We start from the raw sequence: 21,521 nt of genomic DNA on the forward strand, positions 1-21,521 counted from the left end.
TTTTCAGCAAACTCAATAACGCTATTACTATGTTTAGTCAAAAATCTACCAAATATAAGAGGTGAAGTGGTGCATATCTTTATCTTATTAGTGTCCCCTGTAATCATAACTGCTGCTGTTTAATTTATATAGACAGTGGTCTCTTATATACCTTCCATAAGCTTCTAACTCGATTAAAGAAAGCACCTAACTCTCTGTATTTGATGTTCTTCGCCCCTACAAATAATAAAAACGAGTATCAAATATTATTTCGATTTGACCACTCGTCCCACTAATTGTTATTTCGTTTCCCCCTGGCTCTAACGTTAATACCCTTTTGCATGTATTGCTGAAAATTGATATACCGTTCTTTCTGGCTCTAACACCTTCGATTACTATTTCTTGCTGTGATGTAGTTGATCCAAAATATTGCCATTCATCACCATTACGTTCATTACGTATTTTTAAATTATTTGAGATACCTTTAAAAGTGATTTTATACTGTTGATACCACTCGCGAGGATCTAGCGCAACGTCACCTATATTATTAAATACAAAGGAAGTGCTATTAAACGTATAGTCATTTTGGTCTACGCTAAGACCTTGACCGATCCCCCATAACTCAACATCAAAAGTAAAGGGACTAAGTGAAGTTCCTATGCTCTCTGCAAAAGCTGATTCACTTTCAAATGTTAGGTTGATTCGCCCATAACGATCTATTTGTTGCGGTTCTATAGGAGATTCCAATTTCACTTTATATCTCTTCCAAGGTTGCCTAAAATGTCTAACATAAAAAGCTTCTCTACTATCGAATATTCTATTTAACTCATTTATCAAGAGATAATAGTCGTCTACATTTTCTCCCTTCAGCAAAAAGGTTGCATAGATTCTCCTACCCTCATAAACTGTACCAAGGTCTACATAACCGTTCTTTCCTTCAGGATATTCTTTGGCTGTTCTTGGTATAGGCAATGGAGCTGAAAAGGTTAGGCATGTGATTCCATAATCTAAAACATTTATCTCTGTATCTTTTCTTATAACAGATAGATCATATTTTCTCATGTTTGCTTAACCCCCATAACCAGCAGCTGATTTTCAACCTCGTTTTGTTGTTCTGAATTTATTTGATCGTAAAGATCTCTGTCTATATTTCCTTCAACAGTGATGTGATTAGTGATGTGAATAGGTCTTTCTTGATCTGATGAAGTGCTTCTAATTCTTGCAGAAACTGCATCAGCAAATGGCTGCATATATTGACCAGCTAAAGGCATTGCAACTTCTGGGCCAGCTTCCCCAAACCCTTTAATGCCCCCAGGAGTGTTTAGAACTGTTGGTTGCGTAAAGACAGCACCTCTTGCATACCAATCAATACCGATTCTTGGAACACTTGGCGGATTTATGCTAAACGATCCTTCCAAACTAAATCTAGGTAGTTTAGGAACATCTATGCTTGGGAGAGCGAGTTTTGTGTTATCAAAAACTGCCTTTATAGCATTAATGGCTCCAATAACAGAGTCTTTAGCGCTGTTTATAGGACTCAAAATATCGTCTTTTGCTTGATTAAATCGACTTTTTACTATGATTCCCATAGCGGTCAACGTACCTGAGACATTCGATTTAAGTTCTTCCATCTTTTCTGTTGGATAATCTCTAATCTTTCTAGCTGTCTCTCTTACCTCGTCCCACTGCTCGTTCCATTTTTTCTTGATGAACGTAGTAAGTATCGTAGTCATTGCTTCTTTTTGCTTTTTATACTGCTCATATTTAGTTAAGATCTCACCCGTTTCCCAATCGATCAAAAAGATATGTTCTTCTGCCTGCTTTCTCGCTTCTTCTACAACTAAATGATGCATTTCTTCAGCACGACTAACTACTTCATCTCGCTGTCTTTCAGCTTCTCGAATCATTGCACTAGCTTGTTCTTCGGTTATATCGCCAGCTTCATCACGTAGCCTTATAAATTCACCAATAGATCTGTTATACTGCTCCTCTGCCTCAGCCACTACTGCATCTTTTTGTTCAACTGAATTCTTCACCACTTCAGCTGCTTGTCTTGCTGTAATTAAACTAGCATTCTCATGCATTCTTTCAAGTATTATTTTTTGCTCCAACTCGTTTTCAGACATTGCCTGTATGCCATTTTCAACCATTTCGCGTTGTAGTTGATTAATTTTTCTATGTTCATAGGCTGTAAGTTCTCTGTTCTCTGCTTCTGCAGTTTCAATTATTTTTTGAATTTGTTCAAACGCTCTTTCCGTTTCAGCAATTCTATTGTCATAGCCTTCTTCGATTGCGGATAAAATGTCCATCTGATTATCTTCAGTGAGCCTAACCGTATCTTCATAATTAAACTCATAAATTCCATTCGCGTTAGCGAAAAACTCTTGCATACTTCTTATAGATTTATCTTTTTGTTCATCAAGTGCTTCAGCTACTCGCTCTGACATTTCTCTAAAGTTACCGACTATTGCATCCCTAGTTTCTTCAGAGACTTCTTTACCGGTCATCGCTAATTCACGTAAAGCAAATGTTGCATCATCATTAAGGTCTAAAAATGCACCAACAGCCTCCTGAGTAGACTCGGAGACTTCATCACTAAATCTATTTACTTCTGGTATAGCATCTTGTTTTAGGTGATTATATAAAGCGATACCGCCAGCAGTTAATGCTCCTAATGTTAAAATTGTGAGTCCTACAGGACCTGTTGCAAATGTAGTTAGTGCCGCTCCGAGGCCACCAGCTCCTGCAATTGCTCCTGTTAAACCAGATACACCAGCCATGACACCACCAACAGTAGTTGTCAAACCACCTAATGTAACTAAAACAGGACCTGCAGCTGCTGCAGCTCCCGCTAAACCAATTATAAATTTTTGTGTTTCTGGATCTGCTTCAGCAAATTTTGTTATTAAATCACTAAGCCAAATCACTACTGGTTCGATAGAGTCGGCTAAAGTAAGGAGTGATGGTATAAGAGTATCACCAAGGTTTTGAGCCATTACTGCCATTCTTTGTTTAAATTGCTCCCATGTAAAACCTGCTTTGTTTATACCTTCAGTTTGCTCCTGGAATGCTTTATCAGTTGCTCCCGATACCTCTTGCATTTCAGCTAATTTTTCATTAAAAGTATCGGCTTGAGCTCCACTTAGTGCTAATGCAAGTGTCTGACCTTCTATAGACCCTATATATTTTTGTAGAGGTATACCGCTTGATTCTGCAGCTGACACAATAGCTTCTAAGGATCCTTGCAGACCCAATGATTCATACATTGCTTCTCCATTTGCATATCCTAATTCTTCAAACAACTTTGTCATTTCTCCAGTAGGTGCCATAAGGGATTGTAATATACCTCTAAACTGAGTAACGACCTCTGAAGCAGATCCAGTAACACCCGTTCCAGTAGCCATTACGCCGAACAGTTCTTCCTGAGATACACCTAACTCTGACGCGAGGGGAATAACCCGGCCCATAGAACTTGCGAGTTCAGGAAAGCTTGTTTGTCCTAGCCTAACAGTTGTAAACGCTAAATCTGAAGCGTGTTGAACAGCTTCGGCTGATGTGTCACCATAACCTTTTGTAACTGCGGATGTTAAATCAATTGCATTAGATGTAGTTGCTAATCCTGCTGCAGCTGCCTTTGCATTTATTTCTAATATTTCAACTGTATCAGCCGTGTCACCAAAAGCTGATATAGTTTGATAAAGACCATCTGTCAAATCGCCTGTAGACTTACCGACTTCAATTGCCATTTCTTGTACTGAAGTCTTCAAATCGTTGACTCTTGTGATATTACCTGGAATTAATGTGGCTACGTTAGCCATGCCGGCATTAAAATCCGTTGCCATCTTTACTGCCGCACCGCCAAGTCCAACTATAGGTGCAGTGACACGTAGAGATAAATCTTTACCTATGTCTGACATCTTTCCGCCAATTTCCTTAAATCGCTCTCCCGTATCCTTTAGGTTGGTCTCGAGCCTTCTCCAGGGGTTTGTTTGCCGTTCTATAGCGTCTGTAACATCATTGAGCTGTTGCTCTGTCCTATTCATTGCAGCAACTGCATTGTTATGTTGAGTTAAGAGTTTTTGAGTTTCTACATGGTCCTCACCTTTAACTCTTACAGACTCTTCGTATCTTCGTCTTAACTCATCTACTTTAGCTCTCTGAGTCTCAAATGTACGGGTGAGGATGTCCGATCTCGTACGAAGACCTTCTAAACTTCTTCCGAAATCATTTCCTCCAGATCTTGTAACATTCATTTCAGATCTTAGACCACGAAGCCCAGCATTAACATTAGATAGTGATTGTGTAAATTCCGCATTATCTAGATTTAACCTGACCCGGAGAGCCCCAACTTCTGCCTGTGACATTTCCCTCACCCCTTACCATACTGAATCGATTGGTACCTCTTGTCCAAAACCTTTGTTCATATTCTGATTCCCCTGTCCCCCAACTTCTGTTTCGTTGTAGAGGCTAAAATAAAAATCTATATCCATTTGATCTATTTCGTGTAATTTATAACCGAGTTTCATGAGTTCTCTATAGTGGTTTTTTATTGTGGTGTAATATTCAGCGTAGAGTTGCTTTAACTTTTCTCTTCGCTGTTCTTTAGTGAGTTTGGGTCCTCCACCGCTTCTTCTGTATTTTGTTTAGCGAGTTTTCTTTGCTCTTCTGGATTGATCCCATAAAGCATTTCAAATAGCTTTTCAAAAATATAAGTTTGATCAGCACCTTTATAAAGGTCCTCCAATGTAAATTGGTTATGGAATACGATGTTCGGTAAAAGTGAATACACTTCATCCATTTGCTCAGGTTTTAAATTATTCATGTCAAACCCTTTATCTACTTCCATCTCTAAATACTTTCTGCGTGCCAACATCGACACAAATGGTGTTGTATATGTTTTAGTGACAAACTCCCCCTCTTTACCGTCCTTACCTGGTACATAAAACTTCAGATCAATTTTCACTTTAAATACCTCCAATAAGTTTTTTTCATAACAAAAAAAGGGACGAAATTCGCCCCTTTTATCCTTGTGGTGTCGGTTGATATACACTATCAAACCAATCATCAATTACTTCTTGTGCTACATTTTCTTGATCTTCTTCAACTTCAAACTTCCACTTTCCATCTTTCTTTCTCCCTAAAAACGTTGCATTGTGTGTAGGAGTTTGAAAAGCAGGAGTTGCTTCTTTTGTTTGATAGTTTCGTGATGCTGGTCTAAATCTACCTTTTAAAAGCCAAACAAAACGGTACTTACCGTTAGCTTTTTGAGCCTTGAACCCTAAAGCAACATATGGAGCCTGATCATTAATTGCACTTTCAATTACTCCATCACTATTTACTTTTGCTCCTAGCAAATCTTCCTGTACTTCAGGAGGTAAATCATCAGAATTTAAGGCAACGTTGATACTATCCAAAGCGTCAATTGTTTCTAACAATGCATCGTCACCATGGAAATTTGCATTGTTTACTTGTGGTTCGATATTGGCAGATATAGCCGGCGCTATATATTTTGGCTGATCATATTCAAAACTGTCCCCATCATCTTTTGTGATTTTTGCATAATGTAAGTCTTTTAAACCAACTGTAGGCATTCTTCATCCCTCATTTTCCGTAGAATAAGAAAAACGAATCACTTTTTGATAGAGATTCGTTTGTTCACTGTACTCCTCAGCTTCAAATGTTCTGGTTAGTCCCGCGTTAATCAATAACCCTTTTACTTGATTAACCAAATCATCGGCTTTATAAGGAGCGTAAATATTTATTTGATAAGAGAAAGCTGTTTGTTTTTCTTTATCGTCAGCAAAAGCAGCACCTTGCTGGTTGTATTCCAAATAGGTTACATAAGTTTTTTCATTTCCTGTGTAATAAATAGGAACTACTGGAGCATTTATAGGGGATAAGATATCTTCAATGTTCATAATCCTAATCCCCTTCTAGCTTCAACTGCCATTGCATTTATCATGCCTGACTTATTACGTTCAAACACTGGTGTTAATATTGGACGAGGTGCCATGTACCTTCCAGGAGCTCTTCTTTTTCGCCTTTTGGCTGTACCAACATGATAAAAGCCCATTTCCCAAAAATACAGATAAAAGGCATCACTTGTAGTTCCCACAATGTACTCACCAGTTTTTATTCTTTCTTTAGTGATCTCTCGTTGAGCTGTTCCAGTTCGTCTATTTAGTCCAAAAGAATAAACAGATTGCTCAAATTTCCTTTCGATGAACTCAGCACCTTTTTCTACTGCGTCATCAGATATCTTTTCTCCCTTAACACCAAGCTCGTTTAATGCATTTTGTAAGCTTTCAAGACCTTCTAAAGATATATTGGTCATTTATTTCACCGCCTGTAAAACGACTAGCAGATCAATATTCATTCCATCAACATTAGAAATTGGTTCAACTAACTCATATGGCTTACCTTTATACATAACCCTCATAGACTCATTATCTTCCAAATCTTTTCGGTACCTAATCTTAAAAACTTTCATGCTTTGTAAGAAATTGCGATCAGATCCTGAGAAAAATCGTCCCGGTTTCGTCTCCAGTTCAGCCCAAACTGTTGTATACTCTGGCCAATTTCCCAAGTCGTTATGAGAAGAAAAATCACCTTTTTCAGGAGGAGATAAAAAAGTGATTCGGTGTCTAGCTCGCCCCGGGTTCATTACCTTCACCTTTAACCAAAGACTCGATATGTTTTAAGACAGTTGAACGATTTTTTCCTTCTGATTCTTTAGTAAACAGAGCTTGCAGTTCCTCTTTACTTAAATCTGAATTAATTGCTGCAACTACATCAGAAGCATTCTGATCTAATACGGATTTATTATCTTGTTGTTCAGGTTCATATTCCTCTTCACTTATTAGATCTCTATTTTGCAGATCTTCAATTCTTTCTGGATCTTCCGATTCAAAAACAGAATCCTTTTTGTGGTACTTTTTTGGATCATATTTATCTTTAAAAAGTTTCTTTACTTTACGTCTATATTTCATTTCAACACTCCTCCTCATTTCGCTCCCCATCGTTTGTAAGGGGCAATTAATGCTTTTAATGTAAAATCTATATCCGTAACGTTTCTACCTACTTGGACAACAGATCGGTTATCATACCAATGACCGACTAACATTAAAATAGATTGCCAAATAGGTTTTGGTATCTCTTCATAGCCGCATATATAACTAATTTCAACCGTTGCATTAGATTGATTCACAAACCAACATTCACCCTCATAATTAGCCATGTGATCATACTGGTTAGTTATATCTCCATTCACTTTTACAGACTCAATTTCAATAAATGGTTCGAGTGGCAACTTAATCTTGTTATTACCAGTTGTCAAAGTCACATTCTTTTTAATTAGGGTCATTCTCCCAATTGTTTCTATGTGATCCCTTGCAGCTGTGATTAAGCTATGAATATATGCATCGTCTTCACTTATATCAACTCGACAGTAATTTTTTGCCTCGGGTAATGTAACCGGCTCCTCACCGATAACCTCAATATTTTTTATAAACAAGTAAACCACCTAACTTTCATAAAGCAAGGTGACCATACAAATGGCCACCTTTACTATTATTAGCCTTGTGGCACATCAAGGACAACGTAAGGAGAGACTTTAGTACTTTTATCTTCCAATGTTAACGGCTCAACAACCCAAGGTTTCCCATCTACATTCCAGAACGCTTTGATAACTGTTTTGTTTTGGCGGAATAACACATGCTCAGATGCTGCAACATAAGGTCCAGAACCGTCTTTGATGAGATAGTAACCAAAGTCTATTAATTGTATATCACCTTTTGTACCAAGAGGTTTTGTTTTGCCAGTGAATCGAACAGGGATACCTGAAAGTGTTGCGGGGATCCCACGTGATGCATCACCTTGAATATAAATGTAATTTCCCGCTTCATCTTTCAATGTAACAATTTGTGGCAAGGCACTTTGGTTTATTACCCATAGAGCATTGCTTACCGAATCTGGATGCAATTTGGCAATCATAGAAACTACATCTAAGTAGCTGATTTTATTTGATTCACCTCTGTTAATAGACAATGCTCCATTTCCATTTGTTACGCCAAGTGGCTTCGCTGTACCATTTCCAGTTAAGAATGCAACATCTTCAGCCGAATCCATTGCCCCTCTTAATAACCCTCCAAGGAATGTATTTGAAGCTTTCCAGTTACGTAGTAATTTGTCAGTTACGACAGTAGTTGCAGCAACTTCCTTCGGTTCAAGTGACACTTCTTTTAAATTCGCATCAGTCTCCGGTTTATCATCACCCTCACCAATCCATTGAACTTCAACACCACCAAAAACCCCATTCGAACCTTGATCTAATGCTGGCATTGTGATTTTAGAATCTGGTGGATCTCCTGCTGGAATAACACTTGCACGAGGTCGAACAATCATACTTTCAGGGTTCATTCGAAGTACTTCAGAACGGAACTGTTCTGGAATTGCAAATCCTCCTTTTTCTCCAACTCCCATTGACATCCCTTTGTCTTCATTTCTGAGTAGTAGTTGTCTAAAGGCTTCAGGTACCTCATATCCTCCACCTTCACCTTCATTAATTGGCACCTCACTCAATCTGCCTTTTGGATCACCAAAACGTACTGCGGATATGAATTCACCGAAATTTTGGAAGCCTTTATCATCTTTAGGGCTTGGTTGAGTTTCGTGATTTGATGGCATAGATGGACGGAAAGGTTTTACTTGGTTGTTAATCTCTCTTTCACGAGCAGCTAAATTCTTTTCTCTTTCCTCTTGTTTATGCTTATCCTCAATATCTTTTTCAAGTCCGTCAATTTCAGCTTGAAGATCATCGAAATCCTTTGCTTCTACTTCAGTTAAATCACGGTTTTCTGCTTTCGCTGCATCAATCAGAGTACGTTGATTTTGAATTTTTTCAGCGCGTTCATTTAACAATTCTTGTAGTGTTTTCATTGAGTTATTCCCCTTCTTTCATTCATTTTGATTTGTTTTTCAAACATAGAAATAGGAGCAACCTTTTTTGGTTCCTCCTTTGGTGGTTCATTTATATGGTTTTGCTGACTATTGTCAGTTGTATCTGTTATTGAATTAGGATTATCAATTAAATTTCTCACTTTATTGATTACATTTCTTGGTAGTAATGATGATTGATCAAAACTTGCAACTACTAACTGATCATCTTCATCAAACATAATCTCATCAGCAAATCCTAATTCTTTTGCTTCTTTTGCACCCATGTATGTTTCCTTGGCCATAAGGCTAAGTAGCTCTTCCATGTTCTTTCCTGTTTTGAGGATATAAGCATTAGCGATTGATCTGTCTACTCCTTTTAACATTTCAGCAGCATGCTCTAATTCTCTATGGTCACCACTAGCTCCTGACATCGAATTATGAATCATAATCTGTCCAGTTGGTGCGATTCTTATTAATTTCCCACCCATGGCTGCGACACTTGCTGCACTAGCAGCAATCCCCATGATGTTTACAACTACATTTTGTTTACAACTCTTTAATAGCGTATATATTTCAGATCCAGCCCAAACTGAACCTCCACCGCTATTGATTTCAACTTCTAAATCCTCGCCATTTGCCTCTTCAATAAGCTTACTAACTGTTTTTGGGCTTGTAGCTCCTATGCCAAACCATTCATAAATCCAAATATCATCATCTGATACAATGGGCCCTTTTATAGGAATCTTCATATTTTATTCCTCACCTCCTTCAGTTGATCTAGTCTGACTTGGTTTGCCATTAGCTATATCTGTTGGTGTCATGTTTCCGTTGACTAGGTATGCTTCACCAGCTCTACCTTCTATCGGATTCCTTTCTTCCTCTGCGCGCCACTCGTTAGCATTAAGCGCACCGTTTTGACGTTGTATTGCAAGTCCTTCTTGCCTTGTTTTATAATCGCCTCTCAATAGGCCTTCAACGTTATGTTTAGCATAATAACCTTCTGCTCTTTCTTTTGGAGTGAATAACTTCCAGTTAATAGCTTGCTCCCAGCGTTGAATATATGGAAGAAGCGTATGTTTTACGTACGCTAAATCTTGATGTTCTATATTCGAAAAAGTTGCATTTTTAAGGTTAGCAACCATATGTGGAGGCACACGAAATATCCCACAAATCTCATCTCTCGTGAGTTCCTGGGTTTCAATAAATTGTGCATCAACAAAATGCATTGGTATTCGATTAATTTTCATTCCTTCCTCGAGGATCATCGGCTTCCAAGAGTTTGCTAGCCCTGCACCTTTTGATTGAATCCATTCTAACAATCTTTCATAGGCTTTATCTCCAAGCGCTTGAGGGTGTTCTAACACCGCTCCTATATTCATCCCTTGAGAATAAAAACGATTTACAAAATCCTGTGAAGATAACCCTGTCCCTATTGCGCTAGCTGCCATTCGAATAGGAGAGTAACCTTTTAGGCCATCAAACCCCCAACCCGGTACATGAAATATCTTTTCAGCAGGGAATGTTTCAATTTTCCCACGATCATTCACATCATACACAATGCGGTTAGTGATTTCGTGTCGCCTTACTGTTACTGTGTTCCAATCTAGCGGATAAATGTCTACTACTCTTCCATATCCATCTAAAGTAATAAGAGAGTAATTGTTGCCACTTAGAACGTGATGGCCCATTTGTGATTCACGCCATGTCATTGATGTCATTTCGTTGTTAGGTAAATCATGTAATAGTCCATACACGGGATGATCACGAGCTTTCTCAGCTCCGCCATCTGCCCTTCTTTTATAGACATGAAGGGGTAAAGATGCTAATCCTTCTGCAAGTACTCTAGCACAAGCATATACAGTTAAATGTTTAAGCGACTTATCTTCGGACACATTGGTATTTGTTTTTGATTGAGAGTGTTCTATCCTTTGTCTGACTTCTTTATCAAAGTCATCCATCGAATAAGATTTGGAATTAGTAATGATACTCCCTAATAAACCCACTAATCACCACCACCTTTCTTTCTCTCAACAGGTGGTAGCCCTGCCTTTAGTAACAAAATACCACCAATAATGAACATTATCGGTGGGTATATTAACCATAATCCATAGCATAATAACAAAAATCCTATTATTAATAGCGCATCTTGTATAATGTCTTTATATTTGATCACAAAGTCCTCACCCCTCTTTTTTCGTAAACACTGCCAGCTTCTTTTTCAGGATTCCATGCCCTTGCATGTGCGTTTATTGTAGCTGCTGCCGGGTCAATACGCTCTTTTGATTTTTTCTTATCGAGCTTAATATTTTCATTTTGATCTTGCATTTCTACTGCATTAGAAAAAGCCCAGGTTAAAACTGGGTTATTGTTATGGATTATTAATCCGTCATATACAAGCTCTCTGAAATTCTTTGTGGGTTCAGATAGATGATTAATCCTTTGAGGTATCTCAACCATATCGAAACCACTTTCTTCCAACTCTTGTGAAATTAGACCAGCTGACCATTCATCATAAGCTACTTCAACAATCTCCCAATTATTTTTCTTAGCTTCTTGGATAATATATTTTTGAACTTTTTTATAATCAACACGGGCCCCTCTGGTTTCCGTGATCCACCCTTCTCTAACCCATTCATCATATGGGACACTATCAGTTTGCATTTTTTCTTTTAATGTTTCCTCTGGAATAAAGGAATGAGATAAGATTGCATATCTACCGTCATCTAAAGGAAATTCGAAAGAAACACTAGTTAAATCGATTTTTTTAGAAAGATCTAAACCTACAAAGCACTTACGACCTCTAACATCAGGAAATGGATTATCTTCAGATTCCCCACATTTAGCCCATTTACCCATTTTCATATAGCCGTCATCTTTTTGATCAAGCCATATATTAAAGTTCTTGGTCATAACCCCTCTACGTTTAGACGGCTGGTCTTGTGCGATCTTTAATTCTTGCTTTAAGTAGTCTCTTCCAGCTTTTGTTTTAGCTAATAAAGGATTACATTTTATCCAATTACGATCATCATTAATGTCGTCTCCTTCATCCATTTCTGCAATGTATATAAAATATTCTTCATTTGTTTTCTTACCCTCTAATATTTCTTTACAGTACTTGTACTCATCGTAACAAGGACTATTTATATCAAATCCAGCAGTAGTAATAATAAATATGAGAGGCTGACTTCTCATTCCCATACCGGAAACAATAATATCGTACATCTCTGTAGTCTTATGAGCGTGATACTCATCAATAATACCGCAATGAGGGTTAAAACCATCCATGCTCTTAGTCTCACGAGACAGTGGCATCATACGTCCACCATTGTTTTTATGGGTCATTATACTTCTACTACGTTGGAATCTAATTCGTTTTTTTAATGCTTTATCAAGCTCAGCCATTTTCTCAGCTACACCATAGGTTATCTTCGCCTGGTCTTTCTGGGTAGCTGCAGTATAAACTTGAGGTCCACCTTCTCCATCCGCTGCAAACATCTTTAATCCGACTACGCCTAATGTTGTGGATTTAGAATTTTTACGGCCAACTTGTTCATATGCTTTTCTGAATCGCCTTAGACCAGTATCTTTATGAACCCAACCAAAAACACTCCCCACTATAAACTGTAGGAAGTCATCTAATATTACTGGATCTCCCTTTTTTACGGTTAATCCATCCTCTATATGTTTACATCGTTTCTCCGAGAACTCAAATACCTTCGTTGCTTTTTCTTCATCAAAAACATAAGGGAAGTCTTTAGTCCCCTGTCTCTCCAAGTCATTCAAGTGGCGTTTACAGGAAAGTCTTACATATTTGCCTGCAACAATCCTGCCCTTCACTACATCATCCGCATATTGCGTTGTAGGATGTAGCTTAGTCAAGGTCGCTGTCGTCATCCTCATCTTCCCCATCTTTGTTAGCTACAGCTAAACGCGCTCTTGCACTTGGAGATAACCCAAACTCGGTCATATACTTTTTATAAATATCTGCATACTTCGCTGTTATTTGTATTAACGGATTAATGATTAAGTTAGTCTTTTTTGCAGTATTGCTATGCTCTATCAACATTTCTGTAGCTTTTATTTTCCTCGAAGCCTGAACATACTTCCCATAAGCATCACAGCAAATAGCAAGAGCCCCTACATCGATGTTAGTTAATAAACCAAGATCAAAGAGCTCTTCTGAAATTCTATTCCATTCTTTTCTAGCTTCACCCTTAAGCCACTTGGGGCATTCTACATTATCGTTAGGAGGTTTGATTTCTGCATTTCGTCTTCGCTCTAATTCTTCTTTGGTATATCTTCCTTTGTTTCCTTCTGCTTCAATTGCTGAAATTGGTTTCGCTTTTCGACCTTGCATAATCCCACCTCCTAAAACGTATTTTTATGTATCTAAAGGGCTTACTCCAAAAATCGAATTTTGTGCACGTTTAACTGCCGGATAGGTCTAGAGCGCGCTCCTGATAGGGATATACCCCCCCTACCCCTTTTTCGAAATTTTATTTGTTATACTAATATCGTTTTTATTATGTTTTTCATAACATTTCGCGCATAATAATAAGCCCTTCCGTGATAAGTTATCGCAAAGGAAGCAGAGTTCTCTTTCATCTTTTACTATCACGACCAAATCCTCCGTCCTCTTTAGCTGTCTTCTTATCGTGACACCTTTTGTTCATAGATTGCCAGTTATTTTTATCCCAAAACAATTTCATATTTCCTTTATGTGGTGTAATATGGTCAACTACATTCGCAGGAAGCGGTACTATTTTCTTTTTGCATTCTTCACAAACACAGAGAGGATTTCTCTTTAAAAAAGAACGACTAGCTTTTTGCCATCTGTAATCATAACCTCTTTCAGTAGAAGATCCGCGTTGCTTATCATAATCTTTTTGTATTTGCTTTTGTTTCTCTTCATATGCAGCCTTATGTTTTTCACAATAACGTTCCCTAGTCAGCTCTCTACATTTGGGATTATGGCATGGTTTTAATGGTCGCTTCATTCTTTGATCACTACCGCTCCGAATTGTTTATATATACTTAAAACAGGACTATCAGTAATTTTATTTTCATGATAATTACCACAAAGAATAATTACCAATCTTCTTCCGTCAAATCCCTTTAAACTAATTTCATTTGGAAAGTAAACATTGTTATATCCAGCGTATCTATGCTTATTATCTTTCCAGTAGTTCTTTGCTTGTTTTAGGTTCCCACCAATAACTAATATATCTTTACCCTCTGCAACTCTTCGCTTAGTAAACTTAGAAAGTTTATTACCTAAGAGTAAAATGATAGTGAAAAGAACAATCGGGATCGTAACAAACATCGTCAAGAAAATGCCTACCTCAACCATTAGAATCACTCCCCTTAAACCAAGCTGTTGCAGAAAGCCCTTTATGTTCATAGGTTTTTGATTTCCCATAATTCTTAACGTGATCAGGAACATCATCAATTATATGTGGAATTTTCGGTAAATCAATCGATGGTACAATTTGAGCATTTATGTTTGCAGATTTCTTTTGTTGTTCCTCTAATTCTTTTAAAGCAGCTGTTGCCTTCTTTGCTTCACGTTGAATTGCTTTTAATCCTTTCAATGCATCAGAGCAATCTATATCAACAGTTAATTTCCCTATACTTTGTTTAAGGTTTTGCTGATGCATTTCATCAAATAACGCTGTATGAGGACGTGCTCCTTTCAACATTCTCCTATTTCTAATCTTTTCTCCTGATCTAGTAATTGTTGGTGTAACAATACCATTACACACATAACATTTCATTCCATCGGTAGTTTTGATTTGACGTTCAGTAAATACTTCTCTAAATCCACATTCAAAACATTCTAATGTTGTTACCTTACCTTCGCTCGACTTAGTATAGTCAGCCATGATCATCAACTCCTATTTGTTTTGTATATAATTAAAAGACGCTCCTATTTTTGGAACATCTTTAATAATCAAGTTATGTTGTTAGACATACTTACTTTAAAAACTGTCACATCCCCAGGAATTCTATTTGGATATTTTTTTTTGCAATATTCCAAGGCCTGATCCTTTATAGTCCCATCCAATGTAGCTCTTAAATAAGTGGCAGTTGGGTAATCGATTATTTCACTTACACAAAATGATGAAGTCCCAATTAATGAAGCTATGTCATCGAAATTTAAGTATGGAAAATACTTACGAAGGTATTTAATCTTTCCGTAATCCGAATTATTAATATTTTTTAAACTTCTCTGTTTTTTCTCTTTTATTTTATTTTCATTCATTTCTCTTGCTTGATATCTAATAATGCCATTGTTAATCAAAAATTGTTTGATAATCGTTTTGCCTCTGCGACAATATCGGGTTACTTTTTGTTTTGGTATTTCATATATACTAGAAAGCGAAGCAATGTCTTTTTCTCTAAGTAAATAATCTAAGGTAACCTTCTTTAATAACTCTTCTTCAGTAATTAATGCCTGTTCAAGCATAGAATAAATGTCTGATTCGTTATAATATGATTGGTGTTCATCAGTTAAATATTCCTCTAGTGTTTTACTTGAGCCATTTTTCCCAGTAAACACTTCTTTTTGTATGCTTATCTCTTTTTCCGAAGGTCTTTTGCTGTATTGTTTAAGAATTTCACGTTTAATTCGAGGATATGCCATTACTTTAAGATCTATATCAGAACACTTCTCGAAGTCATTAATAGCATTAACTAATCCAACATACCCCCAACCTCTAATATCCTCAATATCCCTATCAAGGAATCGATAATGATAGGCAATGTCATAAACAATATATTGGTATCTTAAAACAAGGTCATGTTTCTCCTCATCTGTGAGCATAAGAGCTATCACCTCTTTCGGATTTTTCGGAATTCTTTAAATGCATTACGGGCTTTACCTTGTCTTTCTTCATTTAAAAACTCCTTGCCTTTTTCAAGCAATGGAGTTGTAGTTGCTTCCTCCGGAGTCCACCCGTTTCTAGTCCGACCTAAGTAAGTTTTATATCTTATACCATTTTCAATCGCTTTCTCTATCCATTTATTATCTTTTCTTCTTCGTCTTGTTGGTTTTATAGGTTTAAGAGTAGCGGCTTCTTCAAGAGACCAACCTCTTTTGACTCTACTCATAAATGTTGCAGTGTTAATTTTATTTTTTTTAGCAACCTTCAAGTATTCATAATATCCTGATGGCTTATCAAATCCTTTTTGTACAGGTTTAGTGATTGCTTCTTGTACAGTCCAACCATTGTTATAAACCCGCCCATGAACTGTACTTTTACATATACCGTTATTTGCCGCTGTTTCAATATGTTTTGGAGTTAATTTGAATAAATTATCTGGATTATTGTTAATCTTCTCTTGGTTTATTTTCGCATATGTTGAAATTTGTTCATGAGCAAGCTTCACTATTTCTTTATGACTCATAGGTGGTGTCGTTGCGGCTTCTTCTGGATCCCAAAAATTATCATGAACACGGCGCAAGTATGTGTCATAAGCAATTCCATTTTGTTTAGCGATATTTATCCAATATCTATCATTGCGCGGTTTAATTGTCTTAGTTGGTGTTATTGATGCTTTTTCTGGATCCCAACCTAATTTAATTACTCTATCTTTATAAGTTTTTCTAGAAATCCCATTACTCTCTGCTAATTTAATCCAATCATAATCAGCTCTTAGTTTAATTTTACTAATTGGCTCAGTTGCCGCACGTCTAGGGTCCCAACCATATTGGTTGATTCTAGCAAAATATGTTTTATATTTTATTCCGTTTTTTTTAGCTAATTCTCTCCATTCATCCATATTTCTGACCTTCTTTATTGATGTATTTTGTTGTCTCTGCACAGCACCATAGAATATTTTTCTTTTGAAACAAGTCGGCACTTAAGGACACTTCTAACACTTTGACATCGTTTTACTACCTATAGGAGGTGGTTACACCACCTTTCACCAATAAAATTCTGTCTTCTATGGTGCTGACCAGAAATTACAAACAAGACCTTCTGACCCTTCGCTAGGTCCATTGTTTAAGTCATGTTGTGGCATGACTACAGCGTTTTTTATTTATTAGGTTCAACCACAAATCGCCTTATGGGTTTTAGTCTGCTCTCCTTGTATATCTAGAATTTAACCCTAACTGCGCATTTGTTAGGATCACAATTCAAACAAACTTCGTGCACCTCTCGCCATCCTCTCCGTGTACATGGTCCTCCTATATTCAGGAACTTCCCCAGAAAGATATTTAGGCATAAAAAAAGCACCCGTTAAGGCGCTGAACTATATGAGAAGTTAATCAATGATTCGTTTCATCTTCCATTTGGTCCATCATATCTCCTAGACTATCTTGTTCTGCCTCTTGCATTAGCTCTTGTTGTCTTTCCATTTCTTCAATTCTTGCATCTTCATAAAGCATTTCAGCCATGATTTCAGCTTGTTCTGTTAGATATTCATCGTAAGTCATCTCAAATCTTGAGTCTTCAATCTTTTCTTTCAAACCATCAATATGTATTTCAAGAAATTTTATCGATTCTTCATAACACAATTTCAATTTAGAAGTTAACTCATGTAACTGTTGTTCACTTAGTGAAATGCTATAATGCATTATTTTATTTCTAATTTTATTTATATATAAAATATAACTTTTTAATTGATCAGTTATTTCGATATCACAAAGCAATTCAACCCTTTTTACAGCTTCTTCTAGAGAAACAGTTCTCAATGATGAATTAACGTCAAAAACATCAGATTCTCCTCCCTTTTTCATTTTTACCTTTGCGTTTTGATATTCCTTCAAATTTGAAAACATTAAGGCAGGACTATGTTCTTTTAAGATTAATTTAAATAGTATCTCTATACCATGGTTCAAAAAAATTACAGCATCTTTTAAATTATGATCTGTACCATCGATTTGATTATCAAAAGAACGCAAACTATCATGTGCTCCTTTTAAAGAGTCTGCTCCATTTTCTAATAGTGAATAATTCATTAATATGCCCTCCTCTCATATCGAATATATTCGACAGAAAAGAGACAATTCCTTTTTAAGTGGCACGGGCGATAGGGATCGAACCTATCCAATCGGTTTTGGAGACCAATTCGCCAGCCTTGGAACATTCGCCCGCATAAAGTTGAGCGGATTACCACAATCAATGTAGTAATCATCAAACGTATGAAAGGATAGTTACTATCTCTATCTCCCATTACTAAGGCTGGAAGAAAGCCTCCGCGATCCATCCCTTGCACGCCTGCGGTCAACGCTCCCCAGGAGGAAGGTTATGAGCTACATAGTTGCGTATGCGGAAACCATGCAACCAGGGACAGTGTATCAAATATCGATGATTGCAAAAGAAAAAAGTAACCAGCCCGTCCAAGGAAAAGGTTACTTAATCAGATACCAGAACCAACCGAGTGTCTCCACACTCAATCAACTCCCGATAATACTACTTTATCATTCATATTTGTCATTGGCACATATTTGATTCATAATTTCCCGACAATATTACCTTATCTATCCCTTATTATCATCCAATTTCCCCCCAACTTGAGATCTCAAATTAGGAACTTCCGTACTAAATACCTCATCCCTTACTACTTCATTTATAGATTCAATATGTTCCATAGTGTCTAACAACCTTAAAGCAATATCTTCCCTAGACATTACAGGGTCTCCCACTAAAAGATCGATAGAATTTAAAACAGAAGTTTGTATTTCCATTACCTGTAGCCATGTTGTAATATTTATTTTTGACATTTAAAATGCACTCCCTTCGTATTTTACCCTCTTTTTAGACTAATTTGTCTAATACAATGTGAAGTCTGTCCAGCAACTAAACGTTTTTCAAAGTCAATATTCGAAGTTTCATAACCTTATTTAGGTTGTTTCCATTCATGAACATTTTTATTGACACATATTGTTCTTGTTTTTCCAATAGGAGCATGCACTACTGTTATTATGTTTCTGTTAATCAATCGATTAAGCTCTACATTAACATGGTGCCGATCTGTTAATATTTCACTGGCAATAAAAGAATCAGACATCTCGTTATAACTTCGTTCCACACCATACGTATGGCGCATAACGCAATCTATTATCTTTCTTTGAGTACCGTTTACTTTCGTTATTAACAGCTTATCTAACACTTCATTTGGAATTTCCGTATATTTCCGCATAATAACCCCACTTTATTTAAAATGTTTAAGCCTATGATCGTCACCAGTAATACGTAAAGGATGAACATCTTCCATCATTCTAGAAAAATTTCTACCACCAATGCGATGTGGTAATTCTGATGGACCAAAGTTTGAAGTGTAGATTGTGTGCATCCCAATACGACGGTTAATAATTTGAAAGAGTTTTTCTTCCACCCAACCAGAAGGATCGACTCTTCCGATATCATCAAGTATCAGTAGTGGAACACGAGCGATTTTATTTATAATTCTCAATTCCGTATCGCTGTTATTTCCATAAGTAGCCTTTAGATTTGCAAGATAGTCGGGTACCGGTAAAAAAACTACAAAATTACGTTTATCTACAATTTTCTTCGCGATCGACACACTTAAATGACTTTTGCCTGTTCCATAATTCCCAAACAATAATAGTCCTCTCGGGTTGTCATGATCGAATGAATTAACATATCTTATGGCGATTTCCTTTCCTTTTTTTTGCTCGTCATTTCGAGGATGATAATTATCAAAGGTAGCTAGCTTCAACTTTTTATCAAGGATGGATTCTTCAAAAAAAAACTTCCTGCAATTCTCAAGGGCTATAGCATTCTCTTCTTCAGCAACCTTTTTTCTCCACTCCTCCTCATTCACTTTTTTCTGACACACCTCACATCTGTATGCTAGAAACCCTCGAGCTTTATAATCTCTAAACTTCTGGAGATAAGCTGCGTTGTATGGGTTTCCACATTCACAAACATCCGTTTCAAAAACAACAGTTGAAAACAGGTCATTAGAAGTCTGGTTCTCGATTTTCGAAGTCATATCCTTCATAACTTGACTGACCTTCTGCATTTGTTATTCCCCCTTTTGGAATAGACTTTTTATCTAGAAAATTATTTAGTGGATCCGCTTCATCAACAAACTTACGAATATCTTTGTCCCTCATGAAATCAGCTAATGGATACCTGTGAGTAAAGTAATGATTCGCACTAGATAATACAAAAGCGTAATTATCGATAGCCTTAGTCAATTCTTCAAAACTATAATCCTTCAATCTTGCTGTAATTGCCGATTTCATTTGGTTAGTTAGCTTTGAATGCTTAATAATATTTTTGGAAAAGTAGTAATTAAAAATTTCAGTTATAAGCTCACTTGTTTTAGCTTCTTTACTATCATTTTCTTTACTCTTATTTCCTTTACTTTCCTTTCCTTTACTTTGGGGATTATTGTTGGCATTATCTGAATTAATGTCGACAAAAACTATGTTATTGTAATCATTAACCTCTTTTTCACTTAATAGGTTATATTCTTTAAACACTTTTACTTGGCTACGTCTACGAGTTGCTTCTAAATACCTTATTTGAATACCATGAGAAGTAAGGATTTTATACTCAGCATACAACTCTTTGTTAAAAAAACCCCACTTTATACAATCATTGATGATTGCATTAACAGAGTTAATGTCAACATTAACTACCTTTGTGAAAAGTAATTGTTCCTTTTCTCCCCATTCAAAGAAGTAACTGTTTTTATAAATCCTCATTAGAAGTTTTATAATTACTGTAAACCCTAGTGATCCATGTTCCGCTTCTACCAATGCGACTTTTTCATCCTGTTCAATATCTACATTAAGTGGAAAATAATCTAAACCTTCTTTCGTGGGCCTTGCCATTTACATCACCCGTTCTTTTATGTGATTTCCTCCTGGGTTATATGCTAAGAATAGTTCTAACACTTCTTGTTCTGTGCAATCTCCATACGCACAATCATGAAGCTTATCCATGAAGATATCGAATTCAAACTCTCCAATCATTTCTTCTTCAATACTAGGCATAGCACATATTTTTCTTATCTCTTTCTCTACCAGATTATAAATCGGAAAAAAGTAAGGATTATCCCCTGGATCCATGTGTTTAGGTAGGTCTCCCTCATAATTCATTTGTTGTTTATGTGCAGTTACATAGAATGTAATCAACATAAGAATTATCTTTTCTTTATTCATAAAATAGACCTCCTTTTAGTTGTATAACTTGTCCATTATTTAATTTAAGAAGACAAGGAGTTTAGACTGCATTATCATTTTCCTATGTTTATATTTCTTGTTCCACGATCTATTTTCTTCAGTACCCAATAACTATGAGGTGCCATAGTTATCCCATCATAATCCCCTGCTACATCGTAGGTGTCACCAACTATTAACGCTCCATTATCGAACGTTAAGGCAACACTCCATATATCTCCAGTCTCCTTACATTGAACCAACTCACCTTGCTTAGCTATCCTTTGAACTTGAGTATATTCTAAAGCCATTTACCACACTCCCTTTAATTTGTTATTAATGTTTATCAATAATTGGGGACGTTGTTCAGCAAAAACCACAATTTTAACTAGTTGTAATTTTGACTAGCTTATGGATAAAACCTTGGATAATAGATGGATAATTATTATCGATACATTATCCA

The 21,521-nt window shown here is 36.6% G+C and carries 29 protein-coding genes and 1 tRNA gene; 1 reads left to right on the forward strand and 29 read right to left on the reverse strand.

Going from position 1 to position 21,521, the window contains the following annotated elements:
• Positions 1 to 216 precede the first annotated feature (216 nt).
• The 23 genes from BCELL_RS13485 to BCELL_RS13590 all read right to left on the reverse strand — a co-directional run bounded on the left by BCELL_RS13485 (position 217) and on the right by BCELL_RS13590 (position 18,017).
• Positions 217 to 1,041 carry a phage tail family protein gene (locus BCELL_RS13485; protein WP_013489308.1) on the reverse strand — a complete coding sequence of 275 codons (825 nt, stop codon included), beginning with the start codon at positions 1,039 to 1,041 and terminating at the stop codon, positions 217 to 219.
• Entirely contained in the window at positions 1,038 to 4,343 is a 3,306-nt protein-coding gene (locus tag BCELL_RS13490) for a phage tail tape measure protein (protein ID WP_013489309.1), read from the reverse strand. Before BCELL_RS13490 ends, BCELL_RS13485 begins: the two co-directional genes overlap by 4 nt.
• 12 nt (positions 4,344 to 4,355) lie before the next feature.
• Complete coding sequence (locus tag BCELL_RS22645; protein WP_013489310.1) at positions 4,356 to 4,505, reverse strand: hypothetical protein; 150 nt, start codon at positions 4,503 to 4,505, stop codon at positions 4,356 to 4,358.
• Positions 4,506 to 4,558: 53 nt separating this feature from the next.
• Positions 4,559 to 4,942, reverse strand: coding sequence for a phage tail assembly chaperone G (gene gpG, locus BCELL_RS13495; protein ID WP_013489311.1), 384 nt, complete (start codon positions 4,940 to 4,942; stop codon positions 4,559 to 4,561).
• 58 nt (positions 4,943 to 5,000) lie between these two features.
• Positions 5,001 to 5,570: a major tail protein gene (locus BCELL_RS13500; RefSeq protein WP_013489312.1), complete on the reverse strand. Its 570-nt coding sequence runs from the start codon at positions 5,568 to 5,570 to the stop codon at positions 5,001 to 5,003.
• Positions 5,571 to 5,573: 3 nt separating this feature from the next.
• Positions 5,574 to 5,897, reverse strand: coding sequence for a hypothetical protein (locus tag BCELL_RS13505; RefSeq protein WP_013489313.1), 324 nt, complete (start codon positions 5,895 to 5,897; stop codon positions 5,574 to 5,576).
• Positions 5,894 to 6,313: an HK97-gp10 family putative phage morphogenesis protein gene (locus BCELL_RS13510; RefSeq protein WP_013489314.1), complete on the reverse strand. Its 420-nt coding sequence runs from the start codon at positions 6,311 to 6,313 to the stop codon at positions 5,894 to 5,896. The genes BCELL_RS13505 and BCELL_RS13510 overlap by 4 nt, the downstream gene beginning before the upstream one ends.
• Positions 6,314 to 6,643 carry a phage head closure protein gene (locus BCELL_RS13515; protein WP_013489315.1) on the reverse strand — a complete coding sequence of 110 codons (330 nt, stop codon included), beginning with the start codon at positions 6,641 to 6,643 and terminating at the stop codon, positions 6,314 to 6,316.
• A complete protein-coding gene (locus tag BCELL_RS13520) occupies positions 6,624 to 6,968 on the reverse strand; it encodes a hypothetical protein (protein ID WP_013489316.1) in 345 nt (114 codons plus the stop codon). The genes BCELL_RS13515 and BCELL_RS13520 overlap by 20 nt, the downstream gene beginning before the upstream one ends.
• 14 nt (positions 6,969 to 6,982) lie before the next feature.
• Positions 6,983 to 7,492 (reverse strand): head-tail connector protein, encoded by a 510-nt coding sequence (locus BCELL_RS13525; RefSeq protein ID WP_013489317.1) that lies wholly within the window; start codon positions 7,490 to 7,492, stop codon positions 6,983 to 6,985.
• Between the two features lie 59 nt (positions 7,493 to 7,551).
• A complete protein-coding gene (locus BCELL_RS13530; RefSeq protein ID WP_013489318.1) occupies positions 7,552 to 8,916 on the reverse strand; it encodes a phage major capsid protein in 1,365 nt (454 codons plus the stop codon).
• On the reverse strand, positions 8,913 to 9,665 hold the full coding sequence (locus BCELL_RS13535) for a head maturation protease, ClpP-related (protein WP_013489319.1): 753 nt from the start codon (positions 9,663 to 9,665) through the stop codon (positions 8,913 to 8,915). The genes BCELL_RS13530 and BCELL_RS13535 overlap by 4 nt, the downstream gene beginning before the upstream one ends.
• Positions 9,666 to 9,668: 3 nt before the next feature.
• Positions 9,669 to 10,919: a phage portal protein gene (locus tag BCELL_RS13540; RefSeq protein WP_013489320.1), complete on the reverse strand. Its 1,251-nt coding sequence runs from the start codon at positions 10,917 to 10,919 to the stop codon at positions 9,669 to 9,671.
• Positions 10,919 to 11,089, reverse strand: coding sequence for a hypothetical protein (locus tag BCELL_RS22915; RefSeq protein WP_013489321.1), 171 nt, complete (start codon positions 11,087 to 11,089; stop codon positions 10,919 to 10,921). The genes BCELL_RS13540 and BCELL_RS22915 overlap by 1 nt, the downstream gene beginning before the upstream one ends.
• Positions 11,086 to 12,810, reverse strand: a complete 1,725-nt coding sequence (locus BCELL_RS13545) for a terminase large subunit (protein WP_013489322.1) — start codon at positions 12,808 to 12,810, stop codon at positions 11,086 to 11,088. The genes BCELL_RS22915 and BCELL_RS13545 overlap by 4 nt, the downstream gene beginning before the upstream one ends.
• On the reverse strand, positions 12,788 to 13,273 hold the full coding sequence (locus BCELL_RS13550; RefSeq protein ID WP_013489323.1) for a phage terminase small subunit P27 family: 486 nt from the start codon (positions 13,271 to 13,273) through the stop codon (positions 12,788 to 12,790). The genes BCELL_RS13545 and BCELL_RS13550 overlap by 23 nt, the downstream gene beginning before the upstream one ends.
• A 244-nt stretch (positions 13,274 to 13,517) precedes the next feature.
• The gene (locus tag BCELL_RS13555) at positions 13,518 to 13,913 is read right to left on the reverse strand and encodes an HNH endonuclease signature motif containing protein (protein ID WP_013489324.1); all 396 of its coding nucleotides are present in this window, start codon (positions 13,911 to 13,913) and stop codon (positions 13,518 to 13,520) included.
• Positions 13,910 to 14,266 carry a hypothetical protein gene (locus tag BCELL_RS21670; protein WP_013489325.1) on the reverse strand — a complete coding sequence of 119 codons (357 nt, stop codon included), beginning with the start codon at positions 14,264 to 14,266 and terminating at the stop codon, positions 13,910 to 13,912. Before BCELL_RS21670 ends, BCELL_RS13555 begins: the two co-directional genes overlap by 4 nt.
• Positions 14,259 to 14,798, reverse strand: a complete 540-nt coding sequence (locus BCELL_RS13565; RefSeq protein WP_013489326.1) for a hypothetical protein — start codon at positions 14,796 to 14,798, stop codon at positions 14,259 to 14,261. The genes BCELL_RS21670 and BCELL_RS13565 overlap by 8 nt, the downstream gene beginning before the upstream one ends.
• A 68-nt stretch (positions 14,799 to 14,866) precedes the next feature.
• Entirely contained in the window at positions 14,867 to 15,739 is an 873-nt protein-coding gene (locus BCELL_RS13570; protein WP_013489327.1) for a sigma-70 RNA polymerase sigma factor region 4 domain-containing protein, read from the reverse strand.
• Positions 15,740 to 15,747: 8 nt separating this feature from the next.
• Positions 15,748 to 16,698, reverse strand: coding sequence for a hypothetical protein (locus tag BCELL_RS21675; RefSeq protein WP_013489328.1), 951 nt, complete (start codon positions 16,696 to 16,698; stop codon positions 15,748 to 15,750).
• A gap of 490 nt (positions 16,699 to 17,188) precedes the next feature.
• The gene (locus BCELL_RS13585) at positions 17,189 to 17,881 is read right to left on the reverse strand and encodes a hypothetical protein (protein ID WP_013489329.1); all 693 of its coding nucleotides are present in this window, start codon (positions 17,879 to 17,881) and stop codon (positions 17,189 to 17,191) included.
• 60 nt (positions 17,882 to 17,941) lie between these two features.
• Positions 17,942 to 18,017: transfer RNA gene (locus BCELL_RS13590), tRNA-OTHER, on the reverse strand.
• A gap of 153 nt (positions 18,018 to 18,170) precedes the next feature.
• Here BCELL_RS13590 and BCELL_RS13595 point away from each other — a divergent pair.
• Positions 18,171 to 18,374, forward strand: a complete 204-nt coding sequence (locus BCELL_RS13595) for a hypothetical protein (protein ID WP_041808268.1) — start codon at positions 18,171 to 18,173, stop codon at positions 18,372 to 18,374.
• Positions 18,375 to 18,403: 29 nt separating this feature from the next.
• Here BCELL_RS13595 and BCELL_RS13600 read toward each other — a convergent pair whose 3' ends face one another.
• The 6 genes from BCELL_RS13600 to BCELL_RS13625 all read right to left on the reverse strand — a co-directional run bounded on the left by BCELL_RS13600 (position 18,404) and on the right by BCELL_RS13625 (position 21,369).
• Complete coding sequence (locus BCELL_RS13600; RefSeq protein WP_013489330.1) at positions 18,404 to 18,646, reverse strand: hypothetical protein; 243 nt, start codon at positions 18,644 to 18,646, stop codon at positions 18,404 to 18,406.
• A gap of 116 nt (positions 18,647 to 18,762) precedes the next feature.
• Positions 18,763 to 19,065, reverse strand: coding sequence for a replication protein (locus BCELL_RS13605; protein ID WP_013489331.1), 303 nt, complete (start codon positions 19,063 to 19,065; stop codon positions 18,763 to 18,765).
• A 12-nt stretch (positions 19,066 to 19,077) separates the two neighbouring features.
• Positions 19,078 to 19,911 carry an ATP-binding protein gene (locus tag BCELL_RS13610; protein ID WP_049786645.1) on the reverse strand — a complete coding sequence of 278 codons (834 nt, stop codon included), beginning with the start codon at positions 19,909 to 19,911 and terminating at the stop codon, positions 19,078 to 19,080.
• Positions 19,850 to 20,731, reverse strand: coding sequence for a DUF4373 domain-containing protein (locus BCELL_RS21680; RefSeq protein ID WP_013489333.1), 882 nt, complete (start codon positions 20,729 to 20,731; stop codon positions 19,850 to 19,852). The genes BCELL_RS13610 and BCELL_RS21680 overlap by 62 nt, the downstream gene beginning before the upstream one ends.
• A complete protein-coding gene (locus tag BCELL_RS13620) occupies positions 20,732 to 21,061 on the reverse strand; it encodes a hypothetical protein (protein ID WP_013489334.1) in 330 nt (109 codons plus the stop codon).
• Between the two features lie 74 nt (positions 21,062 to 21,135).
• Positions 21,136 to 21,369, reverse strand: coding sequence for a hypothetical protein (locus BCELL_RS13625; protein ID WP_013489335.1), 234 nt, complete (start codon positions 21,367 to 21,369; stop codon positions 21,136 to 21,138).
• Between the last annotated feature and the right edge of the window lie 152 nt (positions 21,370 to 21,521).

This window comes from Evansella cellulosilytica DSM 2522, assembly GCF_000177235.2.
Taxonomy (GTDB): Bacteria; Bacillota; Bacilli; order Bacillales; family Salisediminibacteriaceae; genus Evansella; species Evansella cellulosilytica.

Bases quoted from the DNA above. Each gene is read 5' to 3' on its own strand.
- BCELL_RS21675 (WP_013489328.1), bottom strand. From the start codon at position 16,698: ATGGATGAATGGAGAGAATTAGCTAAAAAAAACGGAATAAAATATAAA.
- BCELL_RS13595 (WP_041808268.1), top strand. From the start codon at position 18,171: ATGAGCTACATAGTTGCGTATGCGGAAACCATGCAACCAGGGACAGTG.
- BCELL_RS13535 (WP_013489319.1), bottom strand. From the start codon at position 9,665: ATGAAGATTCCTATAAAAGGGCCCATTGTATCAGATGATGATATTTGG.
- BCELL_RS13600 (WP_013489330.1), bottom strand. From the start codon at position 18,646: ATGTCAAAAATAAATATTACAACATGGCTACAGGTAATGGAAATACAA.
- BCELL_RS13520 (WP_013489316.1), bottom strand. From the start codon at position 6,968: ATGAAATATAGACGTAAAGTAAAGAAACTTTTTAAAGATAAATATGAT.
- BCELL_RS21670 (WP_013489325.1), bottom strand. From the start codon at position 14,266: ATGGTTGAGGTAGGCATTTTCTTGACGATGTTTGTTACGATCCCGATT.
- BCELL_RS13510 (WP_013489314.1), bottom strand. From the start codon at position 6,313: ATGACCAATATATCTTTAGAAGGTCTTGAAAGCTTACAAAATGCATTA.
- BCELL_RS13515 (WP_013489315.1), bottom strand. From the start codon at position 6,643: ATGAACCCGGGGCGAGCTAGACACCGAATCACTTTTTTATCTCCTCCT.
- BCELL_RS13500 (WP_013489312.1), bottom strand. From the start codon at position 5,570: ATGCCTACAGTTGGTTTAAAAGACTTACATTATGCAAAAATCACAAAA.
- BCELL_RS13490 (WP_013489309.1), bottom strand. From the start codon at position 4,343: ATGTCACAGGCAGAAGTTGGGGCTCTCCGGGTCAGGTTAAATCTAGAT.
- BCELL_RS13620 (WP_013489334.1), bottom strand. From the start codon at position 21,061: ATGAATAAAGAAAAGATAATTCTTATGTTGATTACATTCTATGTAACT.
- BCELL_RS13485 (WP_013489308.1), bottom strand. From the start codon at position 1,041: ATGAGAAAATATGATCTATCTGTTATAAGAAAAGATACAGAGATAAAT.
- BCELL_RS13585 (WP_013489329.1), bottom strand. From the start codon at position 17,881: ATGAATTATTCACTATTAGAAAATGGAGCAGACTCTTTAAAAGGAGCA.
- BCELL_RS13565 (WP_013489326.1), bottom strand. From the start codon at position 14,798: ATGGCTGACTATACTAAGTCGAGCGAAGGTAAGGTAACAACATTAGAA.
- BCELL_RS13505 (WP_013489313.1), bottom strand. From the start codon at position 5,897: ATGAACATTGAAGATATCTTATCCCCTATAAATGCTCCAGTAGTTCCT.
- BCELL_RS13545 (WP_013489322.1), bottom strand. From the start codon at position 12,810: ATGACGACAGCGACCTTGACTAAGCTACATCCTACAACGCAATATGCG.
- BCELL_RS13625 (WP_013489335.1), bottom strand. From the start codon at position 21,369: ATGGCTTTAGAATATACTCAAGTTCAAAGGATAGCTAAGCAAGGTGAG.
- BCELL_RS13530 (WP_013489318.1), bottom strand. From the start codon at position 8,916: ATGAAAACACTACAAGAATTGTTAAATGAACGCGCTGAAAAAATTCAA.
- BCELL_RS13570 (WP_013489327.1), bottom strand. From the start codon at position 15,739: ATGCTCACAGATGAGGAGAAACATGACCTTGTTTTAAGATACCAATAT.
- BCELL_RS21680 (WP_013489333.1), bottom strand. From the start codon at position 20,731: ATGGCAAGGCCCACGAAAGAAGGTTTAGATTATTTTCCACTTAATGTA.
- BCELL_RS13610 (WP_049786645.1), bottom strand. From the start codon at position 19,911: ATGCAGAAGGTCAGTCAAGTTATGAAGGATATGACTTCGAAAATCGAG.
- BCELL_RS13550 (WP_013489323.1), bottom strand. From the start codon at position 13,273: ATGCAAGGTCGAAAAGCGAAACCAATTTCAGCAATTGAAGCAGAAGGA.
- BCELL_RS13555 (WP_013489324.1), bottom strand. From the start codon at position 13,913: ATGAAGCGACCATTAAAACCATGCCATAATCCCAAATGTAGAGAGCTG.
- BCELL_RS22645 (WP_013489310.1), bottom strand. From the start codon at position 4,505: ATGAAACTCGGTTATAAATTACACGAAATAGATCAAATGGATATAGAT.
- BCELL_RS13605 (WP_013489331.1), bottom strand. From the start codon at position 19,065: ATGCGGAAATATACGGAAATTCCAAATGAAGTGTTAGATAAGCTGTTA.